Origin of the sequence: Aeromonas sp. Y289-2, from assembly GCF_027705925.1 — a bacterium.
GTDB classification, from domain to species: domain Bacteria; phylum Pseudomonadota; class Gammaproteobacteria; order Enterobacterales; family Aeromonadaceae; genus Aeromonas; species Aeromonas veronii.
The window spans coordinates 1-14,015 of sequence record NZ_JAPDCH010000011.1 but is presented as its reverse complement, the minus strand read 5'-3'; the positions used below and the strand labels follow the sequence as shown (position 1 = coordinate 14,015).

Sequence of the window (14,015 nt, the reverse complement as noted above, 5' to 3'; positions counted from 1 at the left end):
GTTATTTCCTGAACACATAATTCCCGCGAATTTTGCGCCACAATCCGAACACATCGGTTCGGGGGAAGATAGCAATCCGGCGGATCTGGTAGGGGTCCTGGTGCATCGCTTTGGGACCGCTATTGGTAGCGACGGCAAAACGATACCCGGCAGCGATAGCCTGTTCCTTGGCACTCTCGTTCACATCTCCGTAAGGATAGGCGAACGAGAGCAGCGGATGGCCAAGCAAGGCCTCCAGTTGGCGTTTATTCTCCTGAATTTCACGGGCTTGCTGTTCGGGTGTGAGCTTGCTCAAGCGGGGGTGAGTCAGAGTATGACCACCAATTTCCACATGACCGCTGGCGGCCAACGCCTTGACCTGCTCGCCACTCATCAATGAAACCTGGGTATCCGGATTGGTCGGATGCTCCACATCCCAGCGGTTATAACCTTCGCCGGTGACTACGTACACCACGGCTTTATAACCATATTTTTCCAGCAGCGGCAGCATGCGGGTCAGGTTGTCCTGATAGCCGTCATCGGCGGTGATCATCAGGTACTTCTTGCCGTATTGCAGACGGTGGATAAAGCCTTTGTCCGCCAAATCGCGGAAAGTCAGGGTTTCGTAGCCGAGCCACTTCATCAGTCGCAGATGCTTCTCGAACATGGTGATCGGCATCCAGGTGCCATGCACCCCTTTCTCGCTATCCTGTTCGATAAAACGGTGGTACATGATGACGGGCATCTCGCGGCGCAGGGTTTCGACTACGGCATCCTGATAGATGGTTTCGAGGCCAGATACTACCCCCTGCAAGCCATACTCATCCTGAATGCGTTGGCGAATGGCTTCCGGCACCACCTTGCTTGTGAGGGCCGATTCGATTTCGCCCTTCAGCGCGGCAAAATCGATGGCCAGATCCTTGGGGCCGATATCGCCAAAATTACTCGCCAGAGCATCATCCAGATTCTGTTCGGTCACCAGGCCAATGGCCCTGGCTTCACCAATGGCAAAGGCGGGCCGACCGCAGAGCAGTGCTTCCATCGCCACCCGACCGGCACCTATCACCAAATCGCTGCCAGCCAGCAGAGCGGGGACATCATCGACATAGCCAACAAACTCGGCGCGTCCTTCGAAACGGGCAAAGCGCTCCGGTACCTTGGTACCGCTGACAATCCGCACCTTGCAGGCATCCAGATCGAGTACCTCGTCGAGCAGACGGTAACAGAGCTCCCCTTTGGGGCCGCTCAGGCGCCCGATGATGGCAATCACCGGCTTGGGATTGTCCGGCGCTGGCACAGGTTGGAATTTGTCAGTTTCGATACCGTTGCGCAGCACCTGCACGATCGCGGGATCGACCCCCAGATTGTCGACTATCTGATGGGCAATATCTTCACAAACGGCAACCGCCCGATAGCCGAGAGCATGGAAGGCTTTGCGCGAAGCGTGCACCGGCTGGCGACCATGCACCGTTGTGATCATCGGGGTGCCAGTCAGTTTGCAAGCGACATAGCTGCTCCAGCCGGAGGCGCGGGAGTGAGCATGCACCAACTGAATATGGTGCTTTTTGATGAGATAGATGAGGTAAAAGACGTGCCAGAAGCGGCGCAGAATGCTGCGCTTGTTGAATCTCAGCTTGAAGACGGGGCCAAGAGTCGGCTTGGTCAGGGTATCTGACACATAAAAGACGTTATGACCACGCCGGGTCAGTTCGTTACCGACCGTGGTAGCATAGACCTCAGCTCCCGTTACCTCGAGCTGGGAGAGTGCCATCAATATATTCATCGCGCGGTTACCCGGTAGAGAAGAGAGGAACGGCAAGCAGCCACAGAGACCAGAAACCGGAAGCAGGCGAGTGCCCACTTCCGGTTTTGCGCTCAAACTGCCGCGTTGTGCTCACCCGTTAGCGGTTGAGCCAGGCCATGTAATCCGCTACCCCTTCGGCAACGGTTTTGAACTCGGCGTCATAACCCACGCTGCGCAGCTTGGTCATGTCAGCCTGGGTAAAGCTCTGGTAGCGACCCTTGAGGTGATCCGGGAAGGGGATGTATTCGATAGAACCCTTCTGATGATGCTTGATCACCGCTTCGGCCACGTTCTGGAATGGCTCGGCACGGCCGGTACCGCAGTTGAAGATGCCGGAATGCTGCGGGTTCTGCCAGAACCAGAGGTTTACCTTGCAGACGTCGTCAATATAGATGAAGTCACGCATCTGACCACCGTTCGGGAAGCCATCGCAACCTTCGAACAGCTTGGGATTCTCGCCCTTCTTCACCTGGGTATTGAGGTGGAAGGCGACGGAAGCCATGGAGCCTTTGTGCTGCTCGCGCGGGCCGTAGACGTTGAAGTACTTGAGGCCAACGACCTGAGAGTTGATCTCCGGTATCCAGCGGCGCACGTACTGGTCAAACAACTGCTTGGAGTAGCCGTAGACGTTGAGCGGCTGTTCGAACTTGGGATCTTCGATGAAGTTGTCGTTGCGGCCACCGTAGGTCGCGGCAGAAGAGGCGTAAATGAACGGAATTTCACGCTCGATGCAGTAGTGGAACAGATCCTTGGAGTACTCGTAGTTGACCTCCATGATGAACTTGCCGTTCCATTCGGTGGTGGCAGAGCAGGCACCTTCGTGGAAGATCACCTCGATGCCGTTATCCCACTCTTCAAACTCGTCACCGGAGACGACGCGAGCCTGAAACTCGTCTTTGTCCATGTAGTCAGCGATGGTCAGATCGACCAGGTTGACGAACTTGGTGCCGTCGGTCAGGTCATCAATGACCACGATATCGGTCCGTCCTTGAGCGTTCAGCTGCTTGACCAGATTGCTGCCGATAAAGCCAGCACCGCCAGTTACTACGATCATGGAGTTTGCCTCTCGTACGTTGATGGCTACATGTGACTGCTTGTTAAAGCTGTGTATAGTGAGCCAATTTGAAATTGCCGAAAAGTTTATCACGGGCCGTCCGGGGATTCGACCTTGTTCAAAACTGCCCCGAGCGGAACCTGTTGGAGGAATGAGTGATGAAAACCAGAGACAGGATCATTCACAGCGCGACCGAGCTGTTCAACGATCAGGGTGAACGCAACATCACCACCAACCATATTGCGGCGCACATGGGCATCAGCCCGGGCAACCTCTACTACCACTTCCGCAATAAAGAAGACATCATCCACTCCATCTTCGACCAGTATGCCCGTCACCTGAGCGAGAGCTTCATCCCGACCCGCAACCGTGAAATCACCCTGCAGGATCTGATGGGCTATCTCGATGCCATCTTCTATCTGATGTGGCAGTTCCGCTTCTTCTACGCCAATCTGCCGGACATCCTGAGCCGTGACGAACCGCTGCAACAGAAGTACCTCAAGGCCCAAGAGCAGATGCGCTCCTCCGTGGTCGCCCTGCTCAGAAGCCTGCGCGAAGGGGGCATTATCGATGTCAGCGATGAAGACCTGCCGGATCTGGGCCAGACCATCAAGATGGTGGTGACCTGCTGGATCCCGTTCCAGATTGCCCAGGCCCCCAACACCCGCATCACCAAACCGCTGCTCTATCAAGGCGTGTTGAAGGTGCTATTCCTGCTGCGCCCCTATGTGCAGCCCCAGGTAGCCGGACAGATCCAGCAGCTGGAGCAGCACTACCGCCAGCTGGCCCAACCAGCTGGGTGAGATCTGTTTCACATTTGTTGAATATCAGCACAATCATTTGAATTTACCGCAACAGATTGCAGTAAAATGTCGCCCTCTGTTGATACGCAGCTGAAATAGCCACTAAGGATCGAGGATGTCTAACGGATTCTATCGTCACCTGACCGAGCAACTGAACCAGGTGCAAGCTGAAGGGTTGTACAAGCAGGAGCGCATCATCACCTCCGCCCAGCAGGCCAGCATCGCCGTCGGCGGTGAGCAGGTACTGAACTTCTGTGCCAACAACTATCTGGGACTGGCCAACCACCCGGATCTGATCGCTGCCGCCCATCAGGGACTCGACAGCCACGGCTTCGGCATGGCCTCGGTGCGCTTCATCTGTGGCACCCAGGATCAGCACAAAGCGCTGGAGCAGAAGATGTCTGCCTTCCTCGGCACCGAAGATACCATCCTCTACTCCTCCTGTTTCGATGCCAACGGCGGTCTTTTTGAGACCCTGTTCGGCGCCGAAGATGCCATCATCTCCGATGCCCTCAACCACGCCTCCATCATCGACGGCGTGCGGCTGTGCAAGGCCAAGCGTTATCGCTACGCCAACAACGACATGGCCGAACTGGAAGCCCAGCTCAAACAGGCTGACGCCGATGGCGCCCGCTTCAAGCTGATCGCCACCGACGGTGTCTTCTCCATGGATGGGGTCATCGCTGACCTCAAATCCATCTGCGATCTGGCGGACAAATACGATGCGCTGGTGATGGTGGATGACTCCCACGCCGTCGGCTTTATCGGCGAAAATGGTCGTGGCACCCACGAATATTGCGGCGTGATGGATCGGGTCGACATCATCACCGGCACCCTGGGCAAGGCGCTCGGCGGCGCATCCGGCGGCTATACCTCCGGCAAGAAAGAGGTGATCGACTGGCTGCGTCAGCGCTCCCGCCCTTACCTCTTCTCCAACTCGCTGGCCCCCTCCATCGTTGCCGCCACCATCAAGGTGATCGACATGCTGGCCGAAGGTCACGACCTGCGCGCACGTCTGAAAGAGAACAGCCGTTACTTCCGCGAGCGGATGAGCGCCGCCGGCTTCACTCTGGCAGGCGCCGACCACGCCATCATTCCGGTGATGCTGGGGGATGCCAAACTCGCCTCCGAAATGGCGAGCCGCATGCTGGCAGCCGGCATCTATGTGGTGGGCTTCTCCTTCCCGGTCGTGCCCAAGGGTCAGGCGCGCATTCGCACCCAGATGTCTGCCGCCCATACCCGCGAGCAGCTGGACAAGGCGATCGACGCCTTTATCCGCATCGGCCGTGAACTCGGCGTTATCTGATTTGAATCAAGGGGCTGCAGCCCCTTTTTTCTGCATTCATATTGAAGGAACAGCCATGAAAGCACTCTCCAAACTGCACAAAGAGGTCGGCATCTGGATGACGGATGTGCCGGCTCCCGAGCTCGGCCACAACGACCTGCTGATCAAGATCCGCAAAACCGCCATCTGCGGCACCGATATCCACATCTACAACTGGGACGAGTGGTCCCAGAAGACCATTCCGGTACCCATGGTGGTCGGCCACGAATATGTCGGGGAAGTGGTCGCCATCGGTCAGGAGGTGCGCGGCTTCGCCATCGGCGATCGGGTCTCCGGCGAAGGGCACATCACCTGCGGTCACTGCCGCAACTGCCGCGCCGGGCGCACTCATCTGTGCCGCAACACCATTGGTGTTGGCGTCAACCGCCCGGGTGCCTTTGCCGAGTATCTGGTGATCCCCGCATTCAACGCCTTCAAGCTGCCGGACAACATCCCGGACGAGCTGGCCGCCATCTTCGACCCGTTCGGCAATGCGGTGCACACCGCCCTCTCCTTCGATCTGGTGGGTGAAGATGTGCTCATCACCGGGGCAGGCCCCATCGGCATCATGGCTGCCGCCGTCTGCCGCCATGTGGGTGCGCGCCACGTGGTGATCACCGATGTCAACGAATACCGGCTGGAGCTGGCCCGCAAGATGGGCGCCACCCGCGCGGTCAACGTGGCCAAGGAGAAGCTGGCCGACGTGATGAGCGAGCTGGGCATGACCGAAGGCTTCGACGTGGGGCTGGAGATGTCCGGCGTCCCGAGCGCCTTCCAGGAGATGCTCGACAAGATGAACCACGGCGGCAAGATCGCCATGCTTGGCATCCCCCCCTCCACCATGGCCATCGACTGGAACAAGGTGATCTTCAAGGGGCTGTTTATCAAAGGGATCTATGGCCGCGAGATGTTCGAGACCTGGTACAAGATGGCCAGCCTGATCCAGTCCGGGCTGGATCTCTCCCCCATCATCACCCACAGATTCCATATCGACGAATTCCAGCAGGGGTTCGATGCGATGCGCTCCGGCCACTCCGGCAAGGTGATCCTGAGCTGGGATAAATAGGCCGTTTCACCCCTTGGTTAACCGAAACCCGGCGAATGCCGGGTTTCTTTTTATCTCCACCACCCGAATTGCCGTGATATCGACCAAAACTTTGTACGCAGAGTGTTTAACACTTCACACACAAGCGTTTAAATGGCTGTAACTATTCGGTTATAATCCCGTCGTTTACATGGATAATAAAAGACTGCTGGGAGTATATGAGCGTGTTGAAAAAACTGAGCTATTTGCTGGCTGTCGGGATGACGGCCGCCAGCTTGTCTGGGGCAGTGCTTGCTGCCGATGAGATGTCACCGGAAGCCATTGCCGAGCGGATCAAACCAATCGGTCAGGTCTATACCGCCAAGGATCTGGAAGGTATTGCCGGCGCGAGTGCTGCTCCGGCGGCGGCCGCCTCTTCCGGTCCCCGCGATGGCGAAACGGTATACAAGGGCGCCTGCTTTGCCTGTCACGACACCGGTGCCGCCGGTGCCCCCAAACGGGGTGACAAGGCCGCCTGGGATCCTCGCATCGCCCAGGGCATTGATACTCTCAAGAAACATGCCATCGAAGGCTTTACCGGCAAGTCCGGCATGATGCCTCCACGCGGCACCTGTGCGAACTGTAGTGATGAAGAGATTGAAAACGCCATCCACTACATGATCGACAAGCTGTAAGTATTTGAAAGGGCCGCAATTGCGGCCCTTTCAATCTATCGGCTTCCGACTACTCTTGTAAGGTAGACATATCGGGAGTTGCACATGTCGGCCCAATCCATCGAACCCCACTACTCAACTCCTCTGTTGGCGTTGGTCTCTGCCATTATGGACTTCCCGGCGCCACAAACCGCCACGTCTGACGATTACGATGCCCTAATCCAGCAGATTGACCAACTCTGCCCGCTGCAACATTTCGGCATGCTGGGCCTCTCCGATACCGGTCTGAACTGGCTTTACGCCTACAAGGTCAGCGACATCTTCAAGCAACAGCTGGGCCGGGAGCAGTCCCGCATCACCGATCAACTCACCCAGCTGGATGAGGCCGAAGGGTGGTGCGTCTTCCCCATCGAGCATGGCCAGATACAGTGGTTGCTGGCGCGTGGGACCCCAGCCGACCTGCCGACCCTGCGCCTGCTGCTGGAGTGTCTGGCCAAACGGCTGACCGAAACCCAGGCGGGATCCCATCTCACCGAGCTCCCTTCGCCGCTGATTCGCAAAGACCCGAACTGGAAAAAGAAAATCGAGAGCATCAGCCGCATCATGCGGCTCGCCAATACCCTGCCGGCTCAGGCGCTCTTCTCCCAGCTGGAAGCGGTACTGCGCCAGATGCTCACCATCGAGGACATGCTGCTGGTCAGGCTAACCAGTCAGAAGCTGGAAAAGATCTACCCTGCCCATCCCCATCAGGGAGACGAGTTCATCAGCGGCTTGTGCCACAGCACCAGCAATATCGAGGTGAGCAGGGAGTCACGCTACTGGCACAGCATGCCGCTACGGCTGCAACAACAGTACTTCGCTCACTTCATCATCAGCACGGCTCAACCGCTGGAGACCGACGACAAGCTGTTTCTCGACTTCCTGCGTGGCCAGCTCACCCTGCTGCTGGAGCTGAGACGGATCCGCCAGCAGCTCAACGACATCAATACCGAAGACTCCATCAACCAGCGGCTGCAACAGCTGCGTCAGACCAACCTCAGGCTGCAAAAGCAACTCAAGCAGCATCAGGAGCTGGAACGGCGGCTGCAATTCGATGCGCTTCACGACCCGCTGACCCAGCTGCCCAACCGCGCGCTGTTGATGAACCACCTCAACCACGCCATGACCCACTACAACCGCTACAAATCGCCGGGATTTGCGGTGATTTTTATCGATGTGGATCACTTCAAGCAGATCAATGACACCTTGGGCCACAGCGCTGGCGATCAGCTGCTCAAGGAGGTCAGTCGCCGCCTGCAAACCTGCATCCGGCAAAACGATCTGGTGGCCAGACTGGGGGGCGACGAGTTTGTCATCTATCTGGACAGCAGCAAGAGCGACGATGACATCAGCCCGGTGCTCAACCGCATTATCAGCCGCCTCTCCTACCCGTTCCGGCTACTCGGCAACGAGTTGAGCATTACCGTCAGCCTTGGGGTATCGAGCGTCTCCGAGCAAACCTCAGATATCAGCCAGCTGCTCCATCAGGCCGATCTGGCCATGTATCAGGCCAAGCGCAATGGTCGCAGTCGCATCGTCAGCTACTCGGATGATTGCATCAACCAGAATTGGAATTCGCCGGAAGAGATGCTGGCCAGAGCCCTGCGGGAGGGGCGTATCGTCCCCTACTTCCAGCCTGTGATCCGGCTGCAGGATAGCCGCCTGACCGGACTGGAGGTGATGGCGCGCTGGCTGACCGAGGAGGGGATTCTGAAGGATGCGTTCGACTTTATTCCGCTGGCAGAGCAGTGCGGTCTGATTCTGGAGCTGGATTACCAGATCCTGCGCCACACCTGTCAGCAACTGAAGAACTGGCTGCCAATCTCCGGGCAGGGCAAGTTCAAGATCGCCATCAATCTGTCGGGCAAGCATCTGGTCAACCATGACCACATCATGCGGCTGATGGGAATTATCGAAGAGGAAGGGGTCGCCCCCGGCTATCTGATTTTTGAATTCAACGAGCGGGAGCTGTCGCGACAAGATTCCGATGCACTGGCGTCGCTGCACGAGCTGCGCGCCAAGGGTATCCAGATCAGCCTCGATGATTTCGGTACCGGCTTCTCCTCCCTCAACGCCCTGTTCCACTTCCCGGTGGACTACATCAAGGTGGATGACAGCTTTACTCAGCGCATGTTGCAGTCCCCCAAAGACCTCGCACTAATCCGCGCCATGCGGGATATCTGTCAGGATCTCGATTACACCCTGGTAGTCGAGGGGATCGAGAACCAGCAGCAATTGCAGAAGCTGATTGATATCGGCTGCCGGATGGGGCAAGGGCGCTATATCTCACCGCCCATGCCGGGAGCAGACATAGTACCGCTACTGACCCCGGCCAATCCTTAGGGTTAATCCTTCTTGAACAACGCCCGCAGGTTGGCAACACCGACCTGCCCCTTCTGCTGGCGCTCCTCGGCAGTCACCTTCTTCTGGTTTTCCCACTCCAGATCATCCTGCGGTAGCTCCAGCAGGAAGCGGCTCGGCTCTGGCCGTACCGACTCGCCAAACTGACGCCGCTCCTTGCAGAGGGTAAAGGTCAGCTCGGTCTGGGCCCGGGTGATCCCCACATAGGCGAGACGCCGCTCCTCCTCCACGTTGTCCTCGTCGATGCTGGTCTGGTGGGGCAGCAAGCCCTCCTCCATCCCCACCATATAGACATAGGGGAACTCCAACCCCTTTGAGGCATGCAGCGTCATCAACTGCACCTGATCCGCATCATCCTCTCCTTCGTTGCGCTCCATCATGTCGCGCAGGGTGAGGCGAGTGACCACCTGAGCCAGCGTCATCGACTCCTCCAGCTCATCCCCTTCCAGCATCTCGGTGATCCAGCGATAGAGGGTGGAGACGTTCTGCATCCGCATCTCGGCCGCTTTCGGGCTGGGGGAGGTCTCGTAGAGCCACTCTTCGTAGTGGATCTCCTTGATCATGTCCCGCACCGCCTCCACCGGATTGCCACGCAGCGCCTGATCGCCAAGGCGTACCAGCCAGTTGGTGAAGGCCTGTAATGCAGTGAGGCCACGGCCGGATAGGTGCTGCTCCAGCCCCAGCTCGAAGCTGGCGGCAAACAGACTCTTGCCGCGCTGGTTGGCATACTGACCCAGTTTTTCGAGGGTGGTGGGGCCAATCTCGCGGCGCGGCAGGTTGACCACCCGCAGGAAGGCAGTGTCCTCATCCGGATTCACCAGCAGCTTGAGGTAGGCCATGATGTCCTTGATCTCGGTGCGGGAGAAAAACGAGGTACCGCCGGAGATGCGGTAAGGAATCCGGTTGGTCATCAGCGCCTTCTCGAAGATGCGCGACTGATGGTTGCCCCGATAGAGGATGGCGTAATCCTTGAACCGGGTGCGGTTCATAAACTTGTGGCCCATCATCTCGGCAGCGATCCGCTCCGCTTCGTGCTCCTCGTTCTTGGCGAACAGCACCTTGAGCTTCACCCCCTCATCAAGCTCGGAGAAGAGCGCCTTGTCATAGACGTGCGGGTTGTTGGCGATCAGGATGTTGGCGCACTTGAGGATCCGCCGCTTGGAGCGGTAGTTCTGCTCCAGCTTGATCAGCTTGAGGCTGGGGAAATCCTCGCTCAGCAGCACCAGATTCTGCGGCTTGGCACCACGCCAGGAGTAGATGGACTGGTCATCATCCCCTACCACGGTAAAACGTGCCCGCTCGCCGACGATCTGCTTCACCAGCTCGTATTGGCTGGTGTTGGTGTCTTGGTACTCATCGACCAGCAGATAGCGGATCTTGTTCTGCCAGCGCTCACGCACCTCCTGATTGCTCTTGAGCAACAGGGTCGGCATCACGATGAGGTCATCAAAATCCAGCGCGTTGTAGGCCACCATCTGGCGGTGATAACGCTCGTAGAGCTGGGCCATCAACACCTCGTCCGGCCCGCGGGCGATACGCATGGCGCGGGCGGGCAGGATAAGATCGTTCTTCCAGTTGGAGATTTGGCTTATAAGGGCCGAGAGCTTGTCCTTGTCGTTGTCGAGCTCGTCTTCAGTCAACTCTTTCAGCAGCGCCAGCTGGTCGGTGTCATCGAACAGGGAGAAGTTAGCCTTGAGATTCAGACTCTTGTGCTCACGACGAATGATATCGAGACCCAGGGTATGGAAGGTGGAGACCATCAGCCCCCGCGCCTCCTTACGCCCCAAAGTCTGGCCGACCCGCTCTTTCATCTCCCGCGCCGCCTTGTTGGTAAAGGTGACCGCAGCGATGTTGCGCGCACTGTAGCCGCACTGCTGCACCAGATAGGCAATCTTGTTGGTGATGACGCGGGTCTTGCCCGATCCGGCACCCGCCAGCACCAGGCAAGGGCCGGAAACATACTTGACCGCTTCGTTCTGATTGGGGTTGAGCTTCATGGGCCGGATCTCTTGGCTTATGATGAGGGGCGGCATTGTACCAGAAATCACCCGATGAGCCGTACCTGCTGCACAGCTGGTGACCGCCCATCGGGCTTATCGCGCCTTGTGTTCGGGCGCTATTTTCAGGATCATGGCCGACCTTTCGAGATGATGACTTTTTCCAGATGGTGAGGGGAGCATGAATCAGCAACAGCACGACCAACTGCGCAGCCAGTTTCCGGCCTTGGCGCAGGAGGTAAACAGCCACCCTCTGGTCTATCTGGACAACGCCGCCACCACCCAGAAACCACAAGCGGTACTGGATGTCATCGCTCACTACTATGGGGTCGACAACGCCAACGTGCACCGTGCCGCCCACGCCCTGAGTGGCCGCGCTACCCGCGCCTTCGAAGCTGCCCGCGAGACGGTCGTCCGTTTTATCAATGCGCCCCGCAGCCTCGAAGTTATCTGGACCCGTGGCACCACGGAGGCGATCAATCTGGTGGCCCAGAGCTGGGGAATGAGCGAGCTCAAGGCAGGGGACGAAATTATCCTCAGTACGCTGGAACACCACGCCAATATCGTCCCGTGGCAGCTGGTTGCCCAGCGTACCGGCGCGGTGATCCGGGTCATCCCGCTCAATGAGCGGGGCGATCTCGATCTGGCCGCCTATCACGCCATGCTGGGGCCACGCATCCGGCTGGTAAGTGTGGCCCACGTATCCAATGCCCTTGGCACCGTCAATCCAGTCAAAGAGATAGTGACGGCCGCCAAAACGGTTGGCGCCGTGACGTTGATCGATGGCGCCCAGGCGGTGGCTCATCTCGAGGTAGATGTGCAAGCCATCGGTTGCGACTTCTACGCCTTCTCCGGCCACAAGCTCTATGGCCCGACAGGCATCGGTGTGTTGTGGGGCCGCACCGAGCTATTGGAGCGGATGCCGCCCTGGCAAGCAGGTGGCGAAATGATCGATCGGGTCAGTTTCAGCGGCACCACCTTCAATACCCTGCCCTTCAAATTCGAGGCGGGCACCCCCCATATCGCTGGCGCTATCGGCCTCGCCGCCGCCATCGACTTTGTGATGGCGCAAGATCGGCAATGGCTCGCCAGTCATGAGCAGGCACTGACCGACTATCTGGTCTCTGGCCTGCAACAGGTGACGGGGCTGCGTCTGGTCGGTGAACCGGGCCAACGCGCCGGTGCAGTCTCTTTCTTGCTCGACGACATCCACCCGCAAGATGCCGCTACCCTGCTCGATATGCAGGGGATCGCCCTGCGAGTCGGCCATCACTGCGCTATGCCGTTGATGGAATCGCTCGGGATCAGCGGCACCATACGTGCCTCGCTGGCCTGCTACAACAATCGGGACGATGTCGACGCCCTGCTGGCCGCCCTGCACAAACTCAGCGACTTCTTCTAAGGCAGATAACCGAATGAGTGACCTCGCAAGCTATACCCAGATTGGCCTTGAGCCCAACGCCGACACCATCCGCCAGCAGTTTGCCGCAGCCCACGGCTGGGAGAACCAGTACCGGCTCATCATCCAGCTCGGCAAGCTGTTACCCGTGCTACCCGGCAAATGGCAGCAGGAGGCATTCCGTCTCAAGGGGTGTGAAAGCCAGGCTTGGCTGAAGGGAGAACAAAGCGAGGATGGCTGCTGGCACTTTGCCTGTGATTCTGATGCTCGCATCGTGCGTGGCCTCATCGTCATCGTGCTGGCGGCACTCAACCACCAAGCGTCTGCGGCGATCCAGGCTTTTGATATGGAAGGGTATTTCAGCGAACTGGGACTTGAAAAACACTTGAGCCCGTCACGAGGTAACGGGCTCAGAGCGATCGTACTGGCGATCCGGGAACAAGCGGTCTAACCCGCCTTGTTCAGTGGTCGATTAGGCTTCGCCAATCGACCTTGCATCTTCATTCCCTGCCTTTTCCTCGGCTCGGGCGCCCCGCTCGGCAATCTTCTTCAATACCCGGGACGCGGCAACCAGCCCAAAGGTTGCCGTCACCGGCGTCACGGCGCCAAAACCGGAAGCGCAATCCATCTTCATGGTGCCATCGCTGGCCGCCTTGGCCTGACAGGTACCGCCATTGCCATCCGGATAACTCAACTGCTCGGTTGAGAAGACACACTCCACTCCGAATTTGCGCGCCGGATTCTTGCTGAAGTTGTGCAACCGGCGCAGGTCGGAGCGAACCTTCGCAGCGAGCGGATCCTGAATGGTCTTGGCCAAATCGGCCACGGTGATTTGGGTCGGATCCATCTGCCCGCCAGCACCACCCGCGACGATCACCGGGATCTTGTTGCGCTTGCAGAAGGCAATCAGCGCCACCTTGGCCTTGACCGAGTCGATGGCGTCCACCACATAGTCAAACTCCCGCTTGATATACTCGGCCAGGTTATCGGCGGTGACGAAATCATCCACCTCGATCACCTCGCAATCCGGGTTGATGGCGCGAATACGCTCGGCCATCACCTCGGTTTTGAGGCGACCAACCGTGCCCTGCATGGCGTGGATCTGGCGATTGGTGTTGGTGATGCAGATATCGTCCATGTCGATCAGGGTGATCTGGTTGATACCAGCGCGGGCCAGCGCCTCTGCCGCCCAGGAGCCCACGCCACCGATACCCACCACACAGACCTTGGCCTGGCTAAAGGAACGCAGTGCGCTCTGACCATAAAGACGGGCAATGCCCCCGAATCGCTGTAGATATTCTGCTTTCATACCACCACCTTGCTTGAGGGCGGCCATTATAGCGACAACCACCGCCAGCTGCGATGGCAGTTGCGGAGAAAATTGAGGAGTGAAAACAGACTAAACAGCAAAAGAAGAGGTAATAAAAGGTCAATAATCAGACGATTTTCTGATTTTCAGGCAATAAAAAACCCCGATCATTGAGCGGGGTTTCTTGTATTGGGTGCCTGGCAGTGTCCTACTCTCGCATGGCGAATGCCACACTACCATCGGCGCTA

Annotated in this window: 11 protein-coding genes; 7 read left to right on the top strand and 4 right to left on the bottom strand. The window is 58.1% G+C overall.

Annotated features, from left to right (window positions below; translation table 11 throughout):
• Window position 1 precedes the first annotated feature (1 nt).
• Both OKC43_RS15585 and rfaD read right to left on the bottom strand, forming a co-directional pair.
• The gene (locus tag OKC43_RS15585; RefSeq protein ID WP_236272166.1) at window positions 2-1,762 is read right to left on the bottom strand and encodes a polysaccharide deacetylase family protein; all 1,761 of its coding nucleotides are present in this window, start codon (window positions 1,760-1,762) and stop codon (window positions 2-4) included.
• Between the two features lie 118 nt (window positions 1,763-1,880).
• Window positions 1,881-2,837 carry an ADP-glyceromanno-heptose 6-epimerase gene (gene rfaD, locus OKC43_RS15580; protein WP_236272165.1) on the bottom strand — a complete coding sequence of 319 codons (957 nt, stop codon included), beginning with the start codon at window positions 2,835-2,837 and terminating at the stop codon, window positions 1,881-1,883.
• Between the two features lie 158 nt (window positions 2,838-2,995).
• Here rfaD and OKC43_RS15575 point away from each other — a divergent pair, with 158 nt between their 5' ends.
• The 5 genes from OKC43_RS15575 to OKC43_RS15555 all read left to right on the top strand — a co-directional run bounded on the left by OKC43_RS15575 (window position 2,996) and on the right by OKC43_RS15555 (window position 9,044).
• Window positions 2,996-3,640 carry a TetR/AcrR family transcriptional regulator gene (locus tag OKC43_RS15575; protein ID WP_164535773.1) on the top strand — a complete coding sequence of 215 codons (645 nt, stop codon included), beginning with the start codon at window positions 2,996-2,998 and terminating at the stop codon, window positions 3,638-3,640.
• 115 nt (window positions 3,641-3,755) lie between these two features.
• Entirely contained in the window at window positions 3,756-4,946 is a 1,191-nt protein-coding gene (locus OKC43_RS15570; RefSeq protein ID WP_005342487.1) for a glycine C-acetyltransferase, read from the top strand.
• 55 nt (window positions 4,947-5,001) lie between these two features.
• Window positions 5,002-6,030, top strand: a complete 1,029-nt coding sequence (tdh, locus tag OKC43_RS15565; protein WP_005340852.1) for an L-threonine 3-dehydrogenase — start codon at window positions 5,002-5,004, stop codon at window positions 6,028-6,030.
• A gap of 197 nt (window positions 6,031-6,227) precedes the next feature.
• Window positions 6,228-6,683 carry a c-type cytochrome gene (locus OKC43_RS15560; protein WP_019444987.1) on the top strand — a complete coding sequence of 152 codons (456 nt, stop codon included), beginning with the start codon at window positions 6,228-6,230 and terminating at the stop codon, window positions 6,681-6,683.
• Window positions 6,684-6,767: 84 nt separating this feature from the next.
• Window positions 6,768-9,044, top strand: a complete 2,277-nt coding sequence (locus OKC43_RS15555; protein WP_100652217.1) for a putative bifunctional diguanylate cyclase/phosphodiesterase — start codon at window positions 6,768-6,770, stop codon at window positions 9,042-9,044.
• Window positions 9,045-9,046: 2 nt separating this feature from the next.
• Here OKC43_RS15555 and rep read toward each other — a convergent pair whose 3' ends face one another.
• Window positions 9,047-11,059, bottom strand: a complete 2,013-nt coding sequence (gene rep, locus OKC43_RS15550) for a DNA helicase Rep (protein WP_019444985.1) — start codon at window positions 11,057-11,059, stop codon at window positions 9,047-9,049.
• Window positions 11,060-11,240: 181 nt separating this feature from the next.
• On the opposite strand from rep, the gene OKC43_RS15545 reads away from it, so the two are divergent.
• Together OKC43_RS15545 and OKC43_RS15540 are read left to right on the top strand one after the other, a co-directional pair.
• Window positions 11,241-12,461: a cysteine desulfurase gene (locus OKC43_RS15545; protein ID WP_236272164.1), complete on the top strand. Its 1,221-nt coding sequence runs from the start codon at window positions 11,241-11,243 to the stop codon at window positions 12,459-12,461.
• A gap of 13 nt (window positions 12,462-12,474) precedes the next feature.
• Window positions 12,475-12,909, top strand: coding sequence for a SufE family protein (locus tag OKC43_RS15540; RefSeq protein WP_236272163.1), 435 nt, complete (start codon window positions 12,475-12,477; stop codon window positions 12,907-12,909).
• Window positions 12,910-12,930: 21 nt separating this feature from the next.
• Here the strand turns inward: OKC43_RS15540 and tcdA are convergent, their stop codons facing one another.
• On the bottom strand, window positions 12,931-13,767 hold the full coding sequence (tcdA, locus tag OKC43_RS15535; RefSeq protein ID WP_236272162.1) for a tRNA cyclic N6-threonylcarbamoyladenosine(37) synthase TcdA: 837 nt from the start codon (window positions 13,765-13,767) through the stop codon (window positions 12,931-12,933).
• Between the last annotated feature and the right edge of the window lie 248 nt (window positions 13,768-14,015).

Coding starts and splice junctions, on each gene's coding strand:
- rfaD (WP_236272165.1), bottom strand. CDS start 2,837: ATGATCGTAGTAACTGGCGGTGCTGGCTTTATCGGCAGCAATCTGGTC.
- OKC43_RS15575 (WP_164535773.1), top strand. CDS start 2,996: ATGAAAACCAGAGACAGGATCATTCACAGCGCGACCGAGCTGTTCAAC.
- OKC43_RS15585 (WP_236272166.1), bottom strand. CDS start 1,762: ATGAATATATTGATGGCACTCTCCCAGCTCGAGGTAACGGGAGCTGAG.
- OKC43_RS15545 (WP_236272164.1), top strand. CDS start 11,241: ATGAATCAGCAACAGCACGACCAACTGCGCAGCCAGTTTCCGGCCTTG.
- OKC43_RS15570 (WP_005342487.1), top strand. CDS start 3,756: ATGTCTAACGGATTCTATCGTCACCTGACCGAGCAACTGAACCAGGTG.
- OKC43_RS15555 (WP_100652217.1), top strand. CDS start 6,768: ATGTCGGCCCAATCCATCGAACCCCACTACTCAACTCCTCTGTTGGCG.
- OKC43_RS15540 (WP_236272163.1), top strand. CDS start 12,475: ATGAGTGACCTCGCAAGCTATACCCAGATTGGCCTTGAGCCCAACGCC.
- rep (WP_019444985.1), bottom strand. CDS start 11,059: ATGAAGCTCAACCCCAATCAGAACGAAGCGGTCAAGTATGTTTCCGGC.
- tdh (WP_005340852.1), top strand. CDS start 5,002: ATGAAAGCACTCTCCAAACTGCACAAAGAGGTCGGCATCTGGATGACG.
- OKC43_RS15560 (WP_019444987.1), top strand. CDS start 6,228: ATGAGCGTGTTGAAAAAACTGAGCTATTTGCTGGCTGTCGGGATGACG.
- tcdA (WP_236272162.1), bottom strand. CDS start 13,767: ATGAAAGCAGAATATCTACAGCGATTCGGGGGCATTGCCCGTCTTTAT.